This window comes from Paenibacillus albicereus (genome assembly GCF_012676905.1).
Taxonomy (GTDB): domain Bacteria; phylum Bacillota; class Bacilli; order Paenibacillales; family Paenibacillaceae; genus Paenibacillus_O; species Paenibacillus_O albicereus.
Map to the genome: position 1 here is coordinate 5,031,955 of NZ_CP051428.1, position 19,516 is coordinate 5,051,470.

The 19,516-nt window shown below is 65.2% G+C and carries 19 protein-coding genes and 1 riboswitch; of the genes, 5 read left to right on the forward strand and 14 right to left on the reverse strand.

The window, feature by feature from the left end:
* Positions 1 to 17: 17 nt before the first annotated feature.
* The 5 genes from HGI30_RS22385 to HGI30_RS22405 all read right to left on the reverse strand — a co-directional run bounded on the left by HGI30_RS22385 (position 18) and on the right by HGI30_RS22405 (position 5,336).
* The gene (locus HGI30_RS22385) at positions 18 to 1,325 is read right to left on the reverse strand and encodes a nucleobase:cation symporter-2 family protein (RefSeq protein WP_168909528.1); all 1,308 of its coding nucleotides are present in this window, start codon (positions 1,323 to 1,325) and stop codon (positions 18 to 20) included.
* On the reverse strand, positions 1,318 to 1,944 hold the full coding sequence (locus HGI30_RS22390) for a xanthine phosphoribosyltransferase (protein ID WP_168910055.1): 627 nt from the start codon (positions 1,942 to 1,944) through the stop codon (positions 1,318 to 1,320). The genes HGI30_RS22385 and HGI30_RS22390 overlap by 8 nt, the downstream gene beginning before the upstream one ends.
* 163 nt (positions 1,945 to 2,107) lie before the next feature.
* A riboswitch (purine riboswitch) is annotated at positions 2,108 to 2,211 on the reverse strand.
* Positions 2,212 to 2,272: 61 nt separating this feature from the next.
* Positions 2,273 to 2,842: an MFS transporter gene (locus HGI30_RS22395; protein ID WP_168909529.1), complete on the reverse strand. Its 570-nt coding sequence runs from the start codon at positions 2,840 to 2,842 to the stop codon at positions 2,273 to 2,275.
* Positions 2,839 to 4,305 (reverse strand): FAD-binding oxidoreductase, encoded by a 1,467-nt coding sequence (locus HGI30_RS22400; RefSeq protein WP_168909530.1) that lies wholly within the window; start codon positions 4,303 to 4,305, stop codon positions 2,839 to 2,841. The genes HGI30_RS22395 and HGI30_RS22400 overlap by 4 nt, the downstream gene beginning before the upstream one ends.
* Positions 4,302 to 5,336 (reverse strand): AraC family transcriptional regulator, encoded by a 1,035-nt coding sequence (locus HGI30_RS22405; RefSeq protein WP_168909531.1) that lies wholly within the window; start codon positions 5,334 to 5,336, stop codon positions 4,302 to 4,304. The genes HGI30_RS22400 and HGI30_RS22405 overlap by 4 nt, the downstream gene beginning before the upstream one ends.
* 118 nt (positions 5,337 to 5,454) lie before the next feature.
* Here HGI30_RS22405 and HGI30_RS22410 point away from each other — a divergent pair, with 118 nt between their 5' ends.
* Positions 5,455 to 6,036 (forward strand): NAD(P)H-dependent oxidoreductase, encoded by a 582-nt coding sequence (locus tag HGI30_RS22410; RefSeq protein ID WP_168909532.1) that lies wholly within the window; start codon positions 5,455 to 5,457, stop codon positions 6,034 to 6,036.
* A 117-nt stretch (positions 6,037 to 6,153) separates the two neighbouring features.
* Here HGI30_RS22410 and HGI30_RS23725 read toward each other — a convergent pair whose 3' ends face one another.
* Positions 6,154 to 6,288, reverse strand: coding sequence for a tail fiber protein (locus HGI30_RS23725; RefSeq protein WP_168910056.1), 135 nt, complete (start codon positions 6,286 to 6,288; stop codon positions 6,154 to 6,156).
* Positions 6,289 to 6,650: 362 nt separating this feature from the next.
* On the opposite strand from HGI30_RS23725, the gene HGI30_RS22420 reads away from it, so the two are divergent.
* Both HGI30_RS22420 and thrC read left to right on the forward strand, forming a co-directional pair.
* On the forward strand, positions 6,651 to 8,243 hold the full coding sequence (locus tag HGI30_RS22420) for a sulfatase family protein (protein WP_168909533.1): 1,593 nt from the start codon (positions 6,651 to 6,653) through the stop codon (positions 8,241 to 8,243).
* Between the two features lie 150 nt (positions 8,244 to 8,393).
* Entirely contained in the window at positions 8,394 to 9,791 is a 1,398-nt protein-coding gene (gene thrC / locus HGI30_RS22425) for a threonine synthase (protein ID WP_168909534.1), read from the forward strand.
* A 114-nt stretch (positions 9,792 to 9,905) separates the two neighbouring features.
* Here the strand turns inward: thrC and greA are convergent, their stop codons facing one another.
* The 3 genes from greA to rlmN all read right to left on the reverse strand — a co-directional run bounded on the left by greA (position 9,906) and on the right by rlmN (position 12,755).
* On the reverse strand, positions 9,906 to 10,379 hold the full coding sequence (gene greA / locus HGI30_RS22430; RefSeq protein ID WP_168909535.1) for a transcription elongation factor GreA: 474 nt from the start codon (positions 10,377 to 10,379) through the stop codon (positions 9,906 to 9,908).
* A 106-nt stretch (positions 10,380 to 10,485) separates the two neighbouring features.
* Positions 10,486 to 11,496 carry a GNAT family N-acetyltransferase gene (locus HGI30_RS22435; RefSeq protein ID WP_168909536.1) on the reverse strand — a complete coding sequence of 337 codons (1,011 nt, stop codon included), beginning with the start codon at positions 11,494 to 11,496 and terminating at the stop codon, positions 10,486 to 10,488.
* Positions 11,497 to 11,657: 161 nt separating this feature from the next.
* A complete protein-coding gene (gene rlmN, locus HGI30_RS22440; RefSeq protein WP_168909537.1) occupies positions 11,658 to 12,755 on the reverse strand; it encodes a dual-specificity RNA methyltransferase RlmN in 1,098 nt (365 codons plus the stop codon).
* Positions 12,756 to 12,912: 157 nt separating this feature from the next.
* On the opposite strand from rlmN, the gene HGI30_RS22445 reads away from it, so the two are divergent.
* Positions 12,913 to 13,872, forward strand: a complete 960-nt coding sequence (locus tag HGI30_RS22445) for a cation diffusion facilitator family transporter (RefSeq protein WP_168909538.1) — start codon at positions 12,913 to 12,915, stop codon at positions 13,870 to 13,872.
* A 90-nt stretch (positions 13,873 to 13,962) separates the two neighbouring features.
* Here the strand turns inward: HGI30_RS22445 and HGI30_RS22450 are convergent, their stop codons facing one another.
* Positions 13,963 to 14,295, reverse strand: coding sequence for a winged helix-turn-helix transcriptional regulator (locus tag HGI30_RS22450; protein ID WP_235680254.1), 333 nt, complete (start codon positions 14,293 to 14,295; stop codon positions 13,963 to 13,965).
* A gap of 160 nt (positions 14,296 to 14,455) precedes the next feature.
* Here HGI30_RS22450 and HGI30_RS22455 point away from each other — a divergent pair, with 160 nt between their 5' ends.
* Entirely contained in the window at positions 14,456 to 15,406 is a 951-nt protein-coding gene (locus HGI30_RS22455; protein ID WP_168910057.1) for an aldo/keto reductase family protein, read from the forward strand.
* A 55-nt stretch (positions 15,407 to 15,461) separates the two neighbouring features.
* Here the strand turns inward: HGI30_RS22455 and HGI30_RS22460 are convergent, their stop codons facing one another.
* The 4 genes from HGI30_RS22460 to HGI30_RS22475 all read right to left on the reverse strand — a co-directional run bounded on the left by HGI30_RS22460 (position 15,462) and on the right by HGI30_RS22475 (position 19,458).
* Complete coding sequence (locus tag HGI30_RS22460) at positions 15,462 to 15,839, reverse strand: VOC family protein (protein ID WP_168909540.1); 378 nt, start codon at positions 15,837 to 15,839, stop codon at positions 15,462 to 15,464.
* A 54-nt stretch (positions 15,840 to 15,893) separates the two neighbouring features.
* Entirely contained in the window at positions 15,894 to 16,697 is an 804-nt protein-coding gene (locus HGI30_RS22465) for a tyrosine-protein phosphatase (RefSeq protein WP_168909541.1), read from the reverse strand.
* A gap of 163 nt (positions 16,698 to 16,860) precedes the next feature.
* Positions 16,861 to 18,006, reverse strand: a complete 1,146-nt coding sequence (locus HGI30_RS22470; protein WP_168909542.1) for a DUF3221 domain-containing protein — start codon at positions 18,004 to 18,006, stop codon at positions 16,861 to 16,863.
* 96 nt (positions 18,007 to 18,102) lie between these two features.
* Positions 18,103 to 19,458 carry an MFS transporter gene (locus HGI30_RS22475; RefSeq protein WP_168910058.1) on the reverse strand — a complete coding sequence of 452 codons (1,356 nt, stop codon included), beginning with the start codon at positions 19,456 to 19,458 and terminating at the stop codon, positions 18,103 to 18,105.
* Between the last annotated feature and the right edge of the window lie 58 nt (positions 19,459 to 19,516).

Genomic DNA, 19,516 nt, shown 5'->3' on the forward strand with positions numbered 1-19,516 from the left:
CGGGCGGGCCGCCCGGCTCAGGAAGCTTCGCCCGCCTCCTGGAACGCAGCCGCGGATTCGCGACGGCGCGTCATGACGAGGTTGAGCACGATCGCCGTGATCGAGCCGGTGACGATGCCGCTCTGCATCAGCATCGACACCTCGGTCGGCAGCTGCGCGAACATCGACGGCACCGTCGCGGAGCCGAGTCCGACGGCGAGGCTGCAGGCGACGATCATGAGGTTGCCTTCCTTGCGCAGGTCGACCTCGGACAGGATGTTCATGCCTGCCGCGGCGACAGAGCCGAACATGACGATCATCGCGCCGCCGAGCACGGCGTTCGGGATGACGGTCGTCAACGCCGCCAGCTTCGGCAGCAGGCCGAGCAGCACCATGATGCCGCCGGCGGCGAAGATGACGTTGCGCGTCTTCACCTTGGTCAGCTGGATCAGGCCGACGTTCTGGGAGAACGCCGTGTACGGGAAGGCGTTGAGCACGCCGCCGAGCATGATCGCCGCTCCCTCGGAGCGGAGGCCGTTCACGATCTGGCGCTGCTCGACCTTCTGGTCGGTCGCCTTGCCGACGGCGAGATAGACGCCCGTCGACTCGACCATGCTGACGATGTTGACGAGGATCATCGTGCCGATCGCCACGAGGCTGAACTCCGGCGCGCCGAAGTAGAACGGCGTCGGGACGTTGACGAGCGACGCCTCGGCGACGCCGCCGAAGCTGACCATGTCCATCGCATACGCCGCACCCGTGCCGGCCGCGAGCCCGACCAGCACCGCGACGGCCCGCAGGAAGCCGCGCGCGAAGCGGCTGACGAGCAGGATGACGACGAGCGTCAGCAGCGCGAGCAGCAGGTTGCGCGGCGCGCCGAAGTCGGCGGCGCCCTGGCCGCCGGCGACGTTGTTCATCGCGACGGGGATGAGCGACAGGCCGATGATCGTCACGACCGAGCCGGTGACGACCGTCGGGAAGAACCGCAGCAGCTTGCCGTACAGCGGCGCGGCCAGCACGACGAACAAGCCGGAGACGATGATCGCCCCGTAGACGGTGGCGAGGTTGTACTCGGAGCCGATGACGATCATCGGGCCGACGGCCGTGAACGTGCAGCCGAGCACGACCGGCAGGCGGCTGCCGAACCAGCGCGAGCCGATGACCTGCAGCAGCGTCGCCAGGCCGCAGGTGAACAGGTCGGCGGCGATCAGATAGGCGATCTGCTTTTCGGTCAGGCCAAGCGCGCCGCCGATGATGAGCGGCACGACGACCGCGCCGGCGTACATCGCCAGCACATGCTGCAGGCCGAGCGCGGCGACCTTGCCGGGAGCGAGCGGCTTAGCCATGCGAGCCTCCGCCCTGGGCGCCGGAGGCCGCGGCTGCGGCCTCCGCTTCGCGCACATAGGTCACTTCGCCGGGGCGCATGGACGCGATCCGCGCCAGCGAATGCACCTCGACCCCGAGCGCCTCCAGCAGCCCGCGGCCTTCCTGGAAGCTCTTCTCGATGACGCAGCCGACGCCGCGCAGCTCGGCGCCCGACTGCTTCACGATGTCGACGAGGCCGACCAGCGCCGCGCCCGTCGCGAGGAAGTCGTCCACGATGAGGACGCGGTCCTGCGGCGTCAGGTACGACTGCGAGATGCTCACCTGATACGTCTCCCCGCGGGTGAACGACACGACCTCGGAGGTGAACAGGTTCTCCGTCAAGGTGACGGCCTTCTTTTTCTTCGCATAGATGAAAGGCACGTCCAGCGCGATGCCGGCGGCCATGGCGAACTGGATGCCGCTCGCCTCGATCGTCAGCACCTTGGTGATGCCGCGACCCGCGAAGATGCGGGCGAACTCCTGCCCGATCTCCAGCGCCAGCCTCGTGTCGACCTGGTGGTTCAGGAACGAGTCCACCTTCAGCACCTTGTCGGAGAGGATCAGCCCTTCCCGGCGAATCCTTTGCTCCAGCTTTTCCATCATTCGTCGCCCCTCTTCCCCTCGATTCCTCTCATCCGGCAAAACAAAAGACAGACCTCCCCTGGCGCGCTGCTCCAAGTGAGATCTGTCTGCGATGACAAGTCCTGTCGGCGCCCGGACGAAGCGGCCCGGCTGGCCTGATTCCAGGTCCAGTCCGGCCGCCCGCGCGGGCGCTCCCACTCATAGTCGGACGATTGCGATGGTCGTCCGGTAGAAACTTATGGGCCATATCCCCATGATTATACGAGCTTGTATTCAGTTATCTTTTACGTATCCTACACAATTCGACAAGGGCTGGCAAGCCCCAAAATCCGACATCGCCGCGCCTCTAGCTCGCTCGCCCGCCCTTGAGCCGCTCGTCCACCCGGAGCATCAGCAGGCCGCTGGCCAGCAGCAGCGCCGAGCCCGCGTAAAACATCAGGTCGAGCGTGAAGTAGTCGATCAGGAATCCGCCTGCGATGACCGCGATGCCGGAAAACAGCGCGATGCCGGTCTGGTAGCGGCCGATCTTCTCGCCCCGGCCGGGCTCCCCGTCGGTCAGATCGGCGAGCAGCGCCTTCTCGCAGGTGCGCTGCATCGCTCCGAACGCGCCCATCGCGATCTGCAGGACGTACACCTGGGCGATGCTCGTGGCGAGCGGGAACAGCAGGAACAAGCCGGCCATGCCCCACGAGCCGATCAGCATCAGCGGCGTTCGGCCGAATCGGTCGGACGAGCGGCCGAACCAGCCGTTCAGGAATGCCGAGCCGATCGTGAACAGGCCGTAAGCGATGCCGTATTCCGCGAAGCCGCCTCCGATCTCCTTGACCTGAATGAGGTAGAACGGAAAGACGATGCCCGACCCGAGCGTCATCGCGTTCTGCGACAGCATGACCCAGCGCAGCGCGCTCCGCTTCATCGGCCCTCTCCCCTTTCTTCGCTTCCATAAGTCTCGTACCACTCGTTCCAGAACAGGCTTTTCGGATCGACGTTCCGCTTGACGGCCGCCAGCTCCTCCCAGTCCGGGTAGCTCCGGCGGAACTGCTCCAAGGTCGCATAAGGCTGATAAGTCAGGTAATAGGTGCCTCCGAACGACTGGGCCAGCCCGATCATCCGCTGCGTCAGCCGCTCCAGCCTCTCGATTCGAGCCTCGCTCCGCTTCTCGTTCATCAGCAGCACGAGCGCTGCCCGGTCCTCCGAGGCGCTGTAGGACAACGCCGACTCGCCGTTCTGCGGCATGTAGCGGACGGTGATGTTGACGACGTTCAGCGGCTCCTCCCGCAGCAGCTCCCGCAAGCCGTCTACGAACGCCTCGTACCGGTCCAGCGGGATGAAGTATTCCTGCAGCAGGTCGCTATGCTGCGCATCCCGATACTCGAGAAAGTCGCTCTCCGGCCGCATCGCGTTGTTGCGCGTGATGAGCGCGCCTTGCTCCGAGCGGAAAAGCCGCTCCTGGAAGCTCCAGCTCAGGCTTTTCCCCCATCCGTACTTGCGCTGCAGGCCGAACACGAATCGCGTCAGCTCGACCGCCCGGTCCTGCTTGAGCTCCCGGTCGCCGCGCTCCAGCGGCAAGCCTGTCCGCCGGTACTCCGTCATGTACATCCGCTCGAGAAAATGCTCCGGCGCCGTCGACAGCCTTGCGATCAGCAGCCCCGTATCCGGCGACCGGGCCGCCTCCTCGAACCGCTGCGGGAACTCGCGGTACGTCAGGATGCTTGTCCGCGCCTCGTACACCTCGTCCGCGGTCAGCTCCAGCGTCGCCTCGAGGATGACGCCGAGTCCTCCGAAGCCTCCGATCGCGGCGCGGAACAGCTCCGGCCGCTCCGCGCGGCTCGCCGTCACGATGCTTCCATCGGCCAGCAGCACCCGGATGGAGCGGACAGTCGAGATGAGCGGGCCTTCCGACGGATCGCGTCCGTGGATATTGGCGCTCAGCGAGCCGCCTAGAGTGAACAAATTCTGGGACTGCATGACGCGCACCGACAGGCCGAGCGGGTTGACCGCTTGTTGGATATCGGCCCAGGTAGCGCCGGCCTCCGCTGTAATGGTCCTCGCCTGCTCGTCGATCGCGAGAATGCGATCATACCGCTTCATGTCGAGCACGACCGCTCCCTCGGCAAACGTCTGTCCGCCCATGCTGTGGCGCGTGCCGGCGATGCTGATCTTGCGCCCCTCTGCGGCCGCCTCCCGGATGGCCCGGCGAGCGTCCTCCGCGCTGCGGACGGCGACTGTCCGGTCTACACGCGCGCTGACGACGCGGCCCACATCGGTCGCCTCCTCGCCGCGAGGCAGGGCCGACCTCGCCTGCAACGACAGCGCCAGCAGCAGCGCATAGACCGCGCAGGCGGCCAGCGCGACCCGCCAGCGGCGCCCGCTGCTCATCCGCCGGCCTGCCGGGCCTCGGCGGCCAGGCCGTGGCGGTACTGTCCCGGCGTCATGCCGGTCCAGCGCTTGAACGCCCCGTGAAAAGCGCTCGGCTCCGAGAAGTGGAGCAGGTAGGCGACCTCCGCCACGCTCAGCTCCTGCTTCGCCAGGTAGCGGAGCGCCAGCTTGCGCCGCATCTCCGCGGCGACGCCGGCGAACGTCGCGCCCTCGCGCTGCAGCTTGGCTTGCAGGCTGCGCGCGCTCATGCCGAGCGCCCGCGCGGCCGCGGCCAGCGAAGGAGGCGCCGCTCCGGTCCGCTCCAGCAGATAGCGCGTCAGCTCGCGCGTCGTCGCCTGGCCTTTTTCCAGCGACTCCAGCATCCGGTCGGCCAGCGCCTGGAACTCCTGCCGCAGCCTCTCGTCCCTCGCCATGACAGGCCAGTCCAGCACCTCGGCCGGCAGCCGGATCGCATCCTCCGCCGCCCCGAACGCCGGCACCAGCCCGAACACGTCCCGGTACCGCTCCGGTTCCGCCGCCGGCGCGTGCCGGAACGACACGCCCGCCAGCTCCACCGGACGGCCGACAAGCCGCAGCAGCGAGCGGCAGAGCGAGGCGACCATGTCCTCCGTGCAGTGCCGGGACGCCTCCAGCGCCGGGTCGTTCAGCCGGAAGCGCAGCTCCGCCAGGCCGTTCTCCGCCGGCGCAGCCTTCAGCTCATAGCCGCTGCAGATCATTTCGTGGTACTTGTTCATCGCCTGCACCGCTTCGCCGGCTGTGGCGCAGTGCTGGACGACGTAGCCCGCCACGCCGAGATCGGCCAGCTCCATCTCCGCCCCTTGATGCAGGCCGAACAGCGGATCGCCGGCGAAGCGCGCCGCCTCGTCCATGAGGCGAGCCATCTCCCCATGCGCGATCCGGGCATCGCCTCGCTTCAGCAGCTCCGGATCCAGCCCCGCTTCCCGGCAGAAGCGTCCGGTATCGAGCCCGCGGGCGGCCATGCCGCGCACCGATGCCGCCAGCAGCGTCACCGTCATTCCGTTTTCCCTCATGCGATCCCTCCTGTGCGCGTTCCGTCACTACCCTCGCGCCTTCGCTCACTGCGCGGCGCATTACGGCCAGTTTATCATAGAATCAACCTCATCCTGGAAGAAAAAAGGAGACCTGCCCATGTCCCGCCGCATCGCCGTCATCATCGGCCATCCCGATTCCGAAAGCCTCTGCCACGCGCTGGCCGCCGCCTATATCCGCGGAGCCGAAGCCTCCGGAGCGGAGGTCAGCGTACTCGATCTGGCTTCGCTGGATTTCGAGCCGAACCTGCGCTACGGCTACCGCAAGCGCACCGAATTGGAGCCCGATCTGCTGCATGCCCAACATACGCTGCTGGGTGCCGATCACACCGTCTGGATTTTCCCGATCTGGTGGGCCTCCATGCCTGCCGTCCTCAAAGGCTTCCTCGACCGCGCGCTGCTGCCCGGGTTCGCTTTCCGCTACGACGACAGCAAGCCGCTGCCGGTGAAGCTGCTGGGCGGCAAGAGCGGACGCATCATCGCCACGATGGACTCGCCAGTTTGGTATTACCGAACCCTACTTAGGGATGCCGGCATCACCGTCATGAAAAAGGGCGTGCTGGAGTTTTGCGGCATCCGCCCGGTCGGCGTCACCCGGCTGGGCTCCGTCCGCGGCTCGAGCGACGAGCGGCGCAGACAGATGCTGGCCCGGGCCGAGCAGCTTGGGCGGGCGCTGAAGTGAACGTGGCCGAGACTCGCTGCAAGCGGCTGTTCACGCGCCTATGCCCATGGATGACGGCTTGATTCATCCAGCCGCTGCCCCTAGCCCTCGTTCCTCCCGCCCGACCATGGCCGCTCCTCATGCAAAAAGCGTCCAGATCCCGATGATGCTGAACAGAGCCGTATTCGAGTTGATCGGCAGCAGCCTGCCGTCGCAGTAAGTCCAGCCTCGCGGAGCAAAATTCGTAGCGAACAGAGCCACATGCCCGAGCATCGGAACCAACGCCGAAGCCGCCTTTACTAAAATCGGGCACGCGCCAACAAGAAGAACATCGCTAGAGCTTTGACCTTCGGAACCGCTCTGACAGAGGATCGAATTGACATCATCCTGAATCTGGCCTATTATGCATCTTAGACATAACAAACTTTATCCATCGGAATAGGAGGTGATGAATTCACGAAAGCACGACAACCGCATCGAACGAGCTAGCGCCAGATCGAGCATCGGCGGGCTGACCAGATCACTGGAGGCTGAGGATTTTTTCCCAGGCCTCTTTTTGTCGTTCTTCCAAGGACAACAAATGAGGGAGCTTCGGGTGAAGTGAACCATATCTGATGAAAAGAGAGGTCTTGCGAATGAACAGGTTCAAATCGAACCCCCTCCGGCTGCTTGCTTTGATTGCCTTGATCGTTTCCCTTCTCTCCGGCATCGCCTACTCCTACTCCGATCCGAAGGATACGACAGCCTTCGCGGCACCGGCCCAGCCCAACATCGTCTTCATCCTGACAGACGATCTCGACGAAGGCGTCTTTGAGAAAGACGCCGGCCTCCAGGCCCTCTTGGCTCAGAAGGGCACCACGTTCAACAAGAACTTCGTGGAGCTGTCCCTCTGCTGCGCATCCCGGACCTCCATCCTGAGAGGACAGTACGCGCACAATACGGGCATCTATACCAATGACGCCTCCTCCGGCGGCGGCTTCCAGACGGTGTTCCGCAAAGGACTGGAGAACTCCACCGTAGGCACCTGGCTCCAGGATGCCGGGTACAGAACCGCCTTCTTCGGCAAATACCTGAACGGCTACCCGAACGGGGCTCCTTCCTCGACGTATATCCCGCCAGGCTGGACAAGATGGTTCAGCCCGAACGGGGGAAGTCCGTATTCGGAATACAATTACACCGTGAACGATAACGGGAGCACCGTCTCCTACGGCAATTCCGAAGCGGACTACGGAGTGGACGTCATCTCCCAGAAAGTCTCCGCCTTCATCAGGAACACGACGACCTCCTTTCCGAACAAGCCCTTCTTCACGTGGGTCGCGCCTTATGTCCCCCATGGACCGGCCACCCCTCCGGCTCGCCACAGCGGCAAATACGCCGGCGCGCAAGCCCCTCGCACGCCGTCCTTCAACGAGGCGGACGTGAGCGACAAGCCGGCTTGGATCCGGAACAAGCCGCTCCTGACGGCCGCGCAGATCGCGACGATCGACAACCTGTATCAAAAGCGGCGGGAATCGCTGCTGGCCGTGACCGATCTGGTGCAGAACGTCATCGATACGCTGGCCGCTCAGGGCGTGCTCGACAACACCTATATCGTCTTCACTTCCGACAACGGCTTCCACCAGGGGCAGCACCGGCTCAACTCCGGAAAGAACACGGCCTTCGAGGAGGACCTGAACGTTCCTCTCGTCATTCGCGGACCCGGCGTTCCGGCGGGTCAGGTCGTCAACCACTTCACCGCCAACGTCGATCTTGCGCCCACCTTTGCCGAGCTGGCCGGGGCGGCCGCGCCAAGCTTCGTCGACGGCAGATCGCTCGTCCCGTTCCTGAAGGGAACGACCCCTGCGGCATGGCGGCTGGCGCTGCTCAACGAGCATGCCGGACCGGTCACCCTCAACGCGAACACCGCGAGCGGCGTGCTGGAGCCTCAGGACCCGGGAGACGCGCAGGCTCTGGCTTCGGGAGGAGCTCCCGCCTACGTCGGGCTCAGGACCAAACCGGTCATCACGACCTCCGTCAAATCCTACGGTCCGCTCAACTACGTCGCCTACAGCACAGGGGAGCATGAGCTCTACGACTTGAAGACCGACCCCAATCAGTTGGACAACGCCTTCCCGGCATTGACCGCCGCTGACCCCGCTCTCCGGCAAAAGCTCGATGCTTGGATCGGCAAGTTACAGAATGCTTCGGGTCAAGCCCTTCGGGACGCCGAAGAAACGGTTCCGCAGTAGTCCGCCCTGGACTGCATCTGCACGCGACAAAGGCGCTCCGGCCACGGAGCGCCTTTCGTTCGTTCTTCTGCCTTTTTCCCCGCGAGGGCTGGGTAAGAGGGGGCTTTTCTGATACAATAACGAAAAATTCACTCAGAGTAGGGGATCGATATGGAGTACATCAGCACGAGAGGAAAAGTGTCCGGGGTCGGCTTCATCGACGCCATCCTGATGGGGCTGGCCGACGACGGCGGCCTGCTGGTGCCGGCCCGCCTGCCGCAGCTGTCCGAGGCTACGCTCCGGCAGTGGCAGGAGCTCCGCTACCAAGAGCTCGCCCTGGAGATCTTCTCCCTGTTCATCGGGGACGAAATTCCGCGCGACGAGCTGAAGCAGCTCGTCGACGACAGCTACGCCACGTTCCGCGACGAGGACGTGACGCCCGTACGCGGCCTGAGAGACGGCCTGGACGTGCTGGAGCTGTTCCACGGTCCGACGTTCGCGTTCAAGGACGTGGCGCTGCAGTTCCTCGGCAACCTGTACCGCTACGTCGCGGCCAAGACCGGCTCGACGATCCATATCCTCGGCGCGACGTCCGGCGACACCGGCGCCTCCGCGATCGAGGGCGTGCGCGGCAAGGAAGGCATCCGCATCTGCATCCTCCACCCCCACGGCAAGATCAGCCAGGTGCAGGAGCTGCAGATGACGACGATCGACGACGCCAACGTGCTCAACCTGGCGATCGACGGCACGTTCGACGACGGGCAGCGCATCATCAAGGAGCTGTTCGCCGACGTGGACTTCAAGCACCGCTACCACTTGCGCGCGATCAACTCCATCAACATCGCCCGCATCCTCGCGCAGACCGTCTACTACTTCTACGCCTACCTGCAGCTGGCGAAGCGCGGACAAGCCGGTCCGGTCAGCTTCAGCGTGCCGACGGGCAACTTCGGCGACATCTTCGCCGGCTATCTGGCCAAGCGCATGGGCCTGCCGGTCGACCGCCTCCTCCTCGCGACCAACGAGAACAACATCCTCGCCCGCTTCGTCTCAGAGGGCGCGTACCAGCCGGGCGAGTTCCGCGGCACGCACAGCCCGTCGATGGACATCCAGGTCGCGAGCAACTTCGAGCGCTACCTGTTCTACCTCTATGGCGAGGACGCGGCGAGCGTCGCCGCGCTGATGGAGCAGTTCAAGCAGCAGGGCTCCCTCTCGATTCCGGCCGACAAGCTCGCGGCCGTGCAGGCCGACTTCTCCGCCCATGCGGTCGGCAACCAGGAATGCCTCGACACGATTGCGCGCTACCATCGCGAGACCGGCTACCTGCTCGATCCGCATACGGCCTGCGGCGTCGCGGCGGCCGACCGCATCGCCACGGCCAGCCCGGCCGTGGCGCTGGCGACGGCGCATCCGGCCAAGTTCGACGAGTCGATCCGGCTGGTCGGCATCGAGCAGGCGTACCCGCCGCAGATCGCCGACCTGTTCGAGCGGCCGACGCATGTCGAGCTGTCGCCGGCGACGGCGGACGCGATCGCGGATCGGCTGAAGGACTTCTTCGAGCAGAAGCGATAGGAAAGAGCAAAGCCCCGGCAGCGGATGCCGGGGCTTCTTTTTTTGCAGCTCACGCGGCTCCACACAAAAAAGCGCATCGTTCCCGCATAGGGAACGATGCGCTTTTTTGCGAGATCAGGAGCTCTTGATCTCCAGCACCTTGTACTGGATCTTGCCTATCGGGGCGTCGACCTCGACGGTATCGCCGACATGCTTGCCGATCAGCGTCTTGCCGAGCGGGCTCTCGTAGGAAATCTTGTTGTCGATGACGTCGGCTTCGGCCGGCGCCACGATGCGGTACTGCAGCTTCTCGTCGAACTCCTGGTCGAGCAGGGAGACGAGCGAGCCCACCGTCACGCGGGACGTATCGGAGCTGTCCGCGACGCGAGCCTTCTTGAGCATCGCCTGGATCTGCAGGATGCGCGTCTCCATGAACGCCTGGTCTTCCTTGGCGGAGTGGTACTCGCTGTTCTCCTTGAGGTCGCCGTAGCTGATCGCCGTCTTGATGCGCTGCGCCAGCTCGCGGCGCTTCGGACCTTTCAGATCCTCGAGCTCCGCCTCCAGCTTGGCCAGTCCTTCGGCCGTCAAAATGATTTCTTCGTTCGCCATGATCGTTCTCTCCTATCGGGTTGCTGATGCCCTCTAGTGTATCACAATCCGGTAGGGCCATGCTGAGCGGGCCCGTCCATCCAGGCGACGGCTTGATTCGGAGGCCTCATCCCTGCGCCTGCTCCAGCGGCGCGATCAGGCGATGCCGTCCGCGCAGCGGCACGTAGCCGAGCCGGCGGTTGATCGCGAGCATCGGCTCGTTGAGCGAGTCGTTGTCCGTCCGCAAGTACCTGGCCCCGGTCCGCAGCGCGAGGCGGATCGACAGCAGCTTGAGCGCGCGGGCGATGCCCCGGCCGCGATAGTCCCGCGCGACGCCGGTATACTCGTGGTACATGCCTCGGGACTCCTCGTTGAACAGGACGTTGCAGATGCCGACGGGACGCTCCCCGTCCATCGCGACGAGCACGCGCTCCGGCGCGTAGCCCTCCACCTGCAGGCTCCACTTGAGCCACTCCTCGAACGGCAGCGTCTCGCCGAGGAAGCCCGGAATGTCCTTGTACGTCGACGTCTCCAGCTCGTGGAGCCGCCGCAGCGTCTCCTCGCCCGGCGGCAGGTCCGCCAGCGTCGCGAAGGCGATGCCCTCCTCCTCCAGCTGCTCGATGGCGGCGCGGTCCTCCGGCTGCGAAGGATCCTCGCCCGTCGCCAGGTCGAGCAGCGACTGCCACGAGCGCCGCTCCGTCTCGAAGCCCCCGCAGCGGGCAAAGGCAAGCGCCCGCTCGTCGTCGTCCCAGCACTCGCTGAGCAGCGTGTCCGCCCCGGCTTCGCGCGCCCATTCGCGCGAGAGGCGGGACAGCTCCGCGCCGATGCCCCTTCCATGCGAGCCGGCGGCGACGAGCACGAAGTGATTCACCATGCCCGGCGGCGTCCAGGGCGCGCGCCAGATCGTCGAATAGCCGACGATCCGTCCGTCCTCCGCCTCGGCTATCCGGCGCAGCCGGTCGTAGCCTTCCAGCTTGCCTTGCTCGTTGCGATGCAGATGGCCCTTCTCGTACATCTTGCGGTCTTCCTCGGCCAGCGCCTCCGCTGTCGTCGGCTCCGCCAGCCACTCGTTCCATAACGCAGCCATGCCGTCGTAATCGTCCGGCAGCCGAAGCGCCCGGATGTTCGTTCCGATCAATCGCAGTCCTCCCTGTCCGCCTGTGGGCGTGCTTGATGCCTTCATTATGGAAGCCTGCCGCATGCCCGGTAAAGGGAGGAAATGGATATAGCCAAAGAAGGGCGGCCCTGCACGTCCGTTCAAGGACATGCAGGGCCGCCCTCCTCGGCAGCCGGACTCTCCTAGACGCCGGCCGCGGCCGGCTCCTTGCCCTCGCCGCCGCGCAGCTGCTTGCTGCGCAGCTGGCCGCAGGCGGCGTCGATGTCGGCGCCGTGCTCCAGCCGCACGCTGACGCTGACGCCGTTTTTCTTCAGCACGTCGTAGAAGCCGTCGATCGCATCCTGCGCGCTGCGCCGGTACTGGCTGTGCTCGTCGACCGGGTTGTACGGGATGAGGTTGACGTTGGCGAGCTTCAGCAGCTGCGGGCGGGAGCGGACGAGCTCGGCGAGCTGCTGCGCCTCCTCGCGGCGGTCGTTCACGTCCGCCAGCAGGATGTACTCCAGCGTGATGCGGCGACGGGTGCGCTCCAGGTAGTAGTCGATGCTGTCGAGCAGCTTCGCGATCGGATACGCCTTGTTGATCTTCATGATGCGCGTGCGCAGCTCGTCATTCGGGGCGTGAAGCGATACGGCGAGGTTCGCCGGCACGCCGCTGTCCGCGAAGTCGCGGATTTTGGCCGTCAGGCCGCTCGTCGACACGGTGATGTGGCGCGGCCCGATGGCCAGCCCCTTCGGATGCTGCACGATCGCGAGGAAGTCCATCAGATGCGCGTAGTTGTCAAAAGGCTCGCCGATGCCCATGACGACGATGTGGCTCACCCGCTGCCCTTGCCCGGCATCGTCGAGGAACAGCTGCACGCGCATGATCTGCTCGGCGATCTCGCCGGCCGTCAGGTCGCGGCTCTTGGCGAGCAGGCCGCTCGCGCAGAAGCTGCAGCCGATATTGCAGCCGACCTGCGTCGTCACGCAGACGCTGAGGCCGAACTTGTGCTTCATGAGCACCGTCTCGATCAGGTTGCCGTCCTGCAGGCGGAACAGGAACTTCACCGTCCCGTCCACCGACTCCTGGCGCGTGTGCTCCTCCAGCGTGCCGATCGCGTACGATTCCTCCAGCAGCCGCGCGACCTCCGGCTTGACGCCGGCCGCCTCCATGCCCGCGAAGTCGCGCACCCGCTTGCGGTACAGGCTTTCCCATGCCTGCATCGCGTGGAACTTGCGGTGTCCCCGCTCGCCCAGCCAAGCTTCCAGCCCTTCCTGTGTGAACCCGTACAGGGAAGTCATCGTTCCATTCCTCTTTTCTGAGACTGACAATCATTGTCATTTATAATAATAGTAACCATGTAAGAATAGGCATAATATAATAATGACTACAAACTAGACCTGCGGGCAGCAGCCTCGACTGCGCCCGCGAGCCAGGTCGGGAAAGGTCGGGACTTCCATGCCGGACTATCATCACCTGGAGCATGTCAAAACGCAATCCCGATCCAAACGCACGCTCTGGATCACGCTGCTGCTGACCCTTTTCTTCACCATGGTCGAAATCGTCGGCGGCCTGCTGTCGAACTCGCTCGCGCTGCTCTCCGACTCCGCCCATATGATCTCCGACGTCATCGCGCTCGGCCTCAGCATGACCGCCATCTACATGGCTTCGCGCCAGCCGGACTCGCGCTATACGTTCGGCTACCTGCGCTTCGAGATCATCGCCTCGTTCCTGAACGGACTGGCGCTGGCGGCGATCTCCGTCGGCATCCTGGTCGAGGGCGTCCGCCGCTTCCTGCGGCCGGAGCCGATCGACTTCGGGCTCATGCTCGTCATCGCATCGATCGGGCTCATCGTCAACATCGCGCTGACGATCGTGCTCAGCCGCAGCATGAAGGAGGAAGACAACCTGAACGTGCGCAGCGCGCTCTGGCACTTCATCGGCGACCTGCTCAGCTCGATCGGCGTCATCGTCTCCGCGCTGCTCATCCTATGGACCGGCCGCGTCTGGCTCGATCCGCTCGTCAGCGTCGTCATCGCGGGCATCATCTTCGCCGGCGGCGCGCGCATCACGCGCGAGGCGTACCTCGTGCTGATGGAGTCGGTGCCGGGAGGGTTCGACCTGGAGGAGATCCGCCAGGCGATCCGCGCCGTCGAAGGCGTCGAGGACGTGCACGAGATGCACCTGTGGGCCGTCTCGACCGACCACTACTCCCTGACCGCGCATGTGTTCGCCGACGAGCGCATCCAGCCCCACTGCATCATTCTTGCCATCAACGACACGCTTCAAAAGAACTTCGGCATCTCCCACTCCACCGTGCAGGTCGAGCATGCCCGCATCCATCCGCATGGCGAATACGGCGCCGCGTTCCTGCGGCGCCAGCGGCTCGGCCTGCGCTCGAGCGGCCGGCGCGTCTAGCGGGGGCTCGGCGCATGCAGGCGCTCGCCTGCGCCGGCAAGCAAGCGCTTGATGCCGTCAAGCAAGCCGTTCAAGCCGCCGGGCCCGGCTTCACGTCCATTTGGCCGCCCACAGCTTCATTTCCTTGATGATCTGATGCAGGTCCTCGCCCTTGGGCGTCAGCGTGTACTCGACCGTGACCGGCACGGTCGGGTATACTTTGCGCTCCAGCACGCCCTTCTGCTCCATATGGCGCAGCGTGCTCGTGAGCGCGCGCGGGCTGACCGCCGGGATGAGCCGCTGCAGCTCGCCGAAGCGGCGCGTGCCGCAGAACAGCTCCCGCAGGACGAGAAAAGCCCACTTGCCGCCGATGACGTCGAGCGTCTTTTCGATGTTGCAGTCGATCACGTCGGGCTTTTTCGGTACATAATTGTTGGCTGCCAAGTCGAACGCTCCTTCTTCGAAAGCTAGTAACCTCAAGTATAGTAGATAACCCTCGTATAATAAAGTGACGAATATTTCACTACTTCCATCACGGTAGAAACATGCGTACAATAGGGGCTGATCCGAAATCCGATTCCATTGGAGGGATATCCCGATGAGCATGAATTACCGCAGGCTGGGAAGCGCCGGCGTCAAGGTGAGCGACATCAGCCTGGGCAGCTGGCTGACGTACGGAGGGTACGTGGAACGCGAGAACGCCGTCAAGGCGATCCATACCGCATATGATCTGGGCATCAACTTTTTCGATACGGCGAATGTCTACGAGCGCGGAGCGGCCGAGACGCTGCTCGGCGAGACGATCAAGGCGTTCCCGCGCCACTCCTACGTGCTGGCGACCAAGGCGTTCTGGCCGATGGGCGACCTGCCCAACGACCGCGGCCTCTCGCGCAAGCATCTGACCGACCAGTTCCATGCGAGCCTCAAGCGGCTGGACGTGGACTATGTCGACATCATGTACTGCCACCGGCATGATCCGGAGACGCCGCTCTACGAGACGCTCCGCACGCTGGACGACCTCGTGCGCGCCGGCAAGGTGCTGTACGTCGGCGTGAGCGAGTGGACCGCCTCGCAGATCGCGGAAGCGCATGCGATCGCCGATCGCTACCTGCTGGACCGCATCGTCGTCAACCAGCCGCAGTACAATATGTTCAACCGCTACATCGAGCCGGAGATCATCCCGTACAGCGAGCGCAGCGGCGTCGGACAAGTCGTCTTCTCGCCGCTCGCCCAAGGGCTGCTGACCGGCAAGTACACGTCGGCGTCGGACATCCCGGCGGACAGCCGCGCGGCCAAGCTCGACTGGGTCAAGAACGGCATCACCGAGGAGAAGATCGGCAAGGTGAAGCAGCTCGCCTCCGTCGCCTCCGAGCTCGACCTGACGGTCGGCCAGCTGGCGCTCGCCTGGATCCTGCGCCAGCCGAACGTCGCCAGCGCGCTCGTCGGCGCGAGCCGTCCCGAGCAGATCGTCGAGAACGCCAAGGCTTCCGGCGTGAAGCTGGACGCCGAGATCGTCGAGCGCATCGAGACGATCCTGACCGGCGAGAACAAGTAACCGTAAAAAGCCGTGCCGCTTGTCAGCAAGCTGACAAGCGGCACGGCTTTTTTAATCAGAGCGTACGCTCCATGAACTCCAGCCGGTTGCCGAACGGATCGTTCGCATAGAAGCGGCGGATGCCTTCTTCTTGTCGAGCCTCATCGTCGGCGGTCGCGGTTCCCGCTTCTTCCAGCGCTTGGCGGAGCGCCTCCAGTCCGGTCACGAGAAAGGCCGGATGCGCCTTGCAGGCCGGGACAAAGCGGTCCTGCACGCCGATATGGACCTCATGCCGGCCGCAGCGGAACCAGACGCCGCCCCGCTTGGCCAGCTCCGGCGGCTTCGGCAGCTCCTCCCACTGGAGCTGGCCGCCATAGAAGCGCCTCGCTTCCTCCTCGCAGCCTGCAGGCGCGGCAAGCTGCACATGGTCGATCCCCTCGTAGGCGAAAGCCATTCAAATCCCCTCTTTCCGGCGATGGACCGGGAGCGAGGCGGCCTTTCCTTCCCTCTACTCCAAGTACCGCTCCCGCAGCAGCATGCGCTCCTGCTCGGTCACGCCCAGCCCTTGCTCCAAATACCCGTCTGTGGAGCCATATGCGCTCCTCATCTCGTCGAGCGCGCTCCGGATGTAGTCCAGCGATACGCCGAGCACGGAGCGCACGAAGCCGAGCACCCGCTCGTCCGGGAGTACGGCCCCGACCTGGGCGAGGATGCGCTCCGTCGCTTCCGCCCGCGAGCCCTCGGTGGCCATGTAGTCGGCGGCGATCGTCTCCTCGGAGGCGCCGAGCGCCAGCAGCACGACGGCGGCCGCGAAGCCCGTCCGGTCCTTGCCGACCGTGCAATGCCACAGCACCGGGCGGCCTTCCGCCTCCAGCAGCGCGCGCACGAGGCGCGCATAGGCGCCGCGCGTATGCTCGTCCGTCACGAACTGCCGGTAGATGCCGGGCAGCGGGTCCTCCAGCTTCCCTCCCGCCGCCATCTGGCCGAGCAGCTTCGGAATTTCGCTGGAGCTGAAGTTGCCTCCGAACACCGGCAGCTGCACATAAGGCGTCTCGCCGATGCGCGGCGTCGGCACCTCGACGCCTTTGTCCGCCGTGCGCAGGTCGCAGATGAACGCGAGCCCGAGCGATTCCAACAGGCGGAACTCCTCCTCGCTCAGATCGGTCAGCTCTCCCGACCGGTACAGATGCCCCGGCTTGATCCGCTTGCCGTCCGCAGCCGGCAATCCGCCGAGCTCTCTCAGGTTCAGCCGCCGCTTCAGCTCAACGCGCAAGCCGTCGGGGCCTCCGCCCGTCTTGTCTGAATCCACCATCTCTTGGCCTCCCTCCCGGTCAGCCGGATGCCGGCTGCCGTGTCAACGAACCTATTCGCTCTTGAAAGGAGCGTCTCCTGCACCGCCCTGAGCGAGATCGGCCAAGGGAAAAGGAGGGCTGTGCCGTCTTCACCGGCATCAAGCTCGACCGACCTTCAGCCCTTCATGGCGTGGTCGCCTGATCGACCCGGATGCCGACATTTTCCGGCTCCGCTTCGACATCCATGCCGTCCTGGATGACGATCGTCCAGCTCGCGCCGTTTTCCAGGTACGAGCTTCCGATGATGACGGGCACGGCCGCATGAGTCTGCTTGAGGGCCATGCGGATCGCCTCCTGCCGCGACAGAGCCAGCTCCTGCGGATCGTCGCTGTCGATTCGCTCCACGGACGCCGCCTTCGCCTGGGCCGGATAGGATTCATTGATGCCTCCGACAAAGCGGACCCGCACCTGCTGGCCGAGCTCGACGGATGTCCGGCTCGTGACGGATACCGCGTTGCCGGACGGACCTCCCTTACCGGTCAACAGGAACCCGCCCTTGTCGATGCGGACGACGTAGCCGGTCATCACAAGCTCGGATGGCGTCTGTTCGTCTGGGATCTGGATCGCCTGAATCCGTCCGTCTTTCGCTTGATCGTCCTCGATCCGAACGGTCCAGCTTCCCTCTTCTGCGGCATAGATGACATTATGCACGACCGGAACGGCAGGCTCCGGCAGCTGCTCCAGCGCCTGGCGGATCGCTTCGGCTGCCGTCAGGGACGCGCCTGCGAACGGCTCCCCCTCCTCCTTCAGCGGCTGGACGGAGCTGGCGCCGCCCTGACCGGGATAGCTGGATGCGATCGCATTCCCTTGAATGACGACAGCCACCTTCTGCCCGACCCGGGGAAGCTCCCCTGCGGCCGTGAACCAGACAGCCTCGTTGCGCGGCAAACCAGGCGCGGAGGAAGTGAACAGGAACTGCCCCTCCTCGACGCGCACGACATGCCCGATCCATGGCGGAGCTTCGGAGCCGACCGGAGGCGGAGGCTTCGCGCCGCCGCTCGAGCCGCAGCCCGCCAGCACGCTGGCCAGCAGGGCGAGCGCGGCCAGCAGGCCAAGCAAGCCGTGATGGCGCAGGCCGAGGGCTGCCGGACCTTGCCGATCCGGGCGGCGGTGGCGCAGCCTGGAGCCTTCCTGCCTCTTTAGATCCGAGCGGCGATGGCTGAAGGCGGACATTCCAGCCAGGGCGGGCCGGAATAATCTGACTTGGGCATGGTCGGGAGGCGTGTGGACGGCATTCGATTCCTGCTGCCGGACGGCTGGACTTCGCATGGACGATCCCCTCTCTCGAGTCGGCTTCAGACGGGCCAAGCGGCCCCTGCTGCCCTCCATGACGCAGGCGCCCACCCAAATGTTGCCGGCATGCTTTCAGATGCCGAATCCGGAAGATCCCCCTGCCGCCGGCCGCCTGAAGAGCGACGTGCGCACGAAGAGCGCCAGTCCCAGCCCTACGGAGAGCGCAGCGAACGCGATGCATACCGCTTGCAGGCCGAGACGGTCCGCCAGCAGGCCGACGAGCAGCGTAAGCCCGATCTGCAGGCCGCCCTGCGCCATATCCGACGCGCTGGCGACGCGGCCCATCAAGTCCGGCGGCACCTGCTGCTGGAAATACGTCGCATAGCCGGCCCCTGCATACGCCATGCCGAACCCGAGTCCGATGAACGCCGCCGCCGGCATCCAGAACCCGTCCGATAGATAGAAGAGCAGGTAGAAGAGGCAGGTCAGGAACGTGCCGCCGCCGAGATACCAGAGGAACGGCACGCGCCGTGCGAGCAGCGCCGCCGTCGACGCGCCGGCCAGCGAGCCGATGCCGGTCATGCTGACGAGCAGGCCGTACGCCTCCGGGGACAGCGCAAGCTGCTCGAGGATGAATGTCGCCTCCTGCGAGTCGATCGCCGCTCCCAGCAGCATCGCTCCTTGGAAAAGGCCGTACACGAGCAGGAACGGCTTGGCCGAGCGAGCGAAGCGTCCGACCTCCCGCCAGTCGGCGGCCAAAGCCCGCAGCTGCGGCAGCCGGACTTTCCCTGGCGCGGCCAGGGCGGAGCCTGCAGGGAGGCTCGGTTCGTCGGCGGAATTCGAGCCATGAAGGGAGCGTTCGGCTGCACCGGCGGCCCACTCGCCCCGATCCGCCTCGGCCTCCTTGGGAGCCGCAGACGCGACTGCGCGGCCTTTGCCTACGGGCGGCAGCAGCGCGATCATGCCGGCGCAGGCGAAGAACGTCGCGGCATTGAAGAAGATGCTGAAATCCGCGCCCCATAGCGGGATGAGCAGGCCCGAGACGGCCGGCCCGAGCAGGAACGCGCCGGAGCTGCTCATGCCGAGGATGGAGTTGAAGCGCGCCCGCTCTTCTCCGGGGATGAGCTTGACGATGTACACCTGCTGGCTAGGGCCGAAGAACGAGCCGGCGAGCCCGATCAGGAATACCAGCCCATAGATGCCCCACAGCGTGGAGACGAAAGGAATGGCCGCCATCAGCGCGCCGCGCACGACGTCGGAGGCGATCATCAGCCGCCGCGGATCGGCCCGGTCGACGATGCTGCCCGACCAGAAGTTCGTCAGCAGCAGCGCGGCAGGGCGCAGCACGAACAAGCCCGCCACGGCGGCGGCCGAGCCTCCGCTCAGATCGAGCACGGTCAGGTTGATGGCGACGAAGTAGATCCAGTTGCCGAGATAGGACAGCCCCAGCCCGCTGACGAGCAGGACCGCTTGCCTCCACGTGGTCATCACGATAGCGCCTCCAGAGATGAATTTATTTCCAGAATATCACATCTTGAACTAGCGC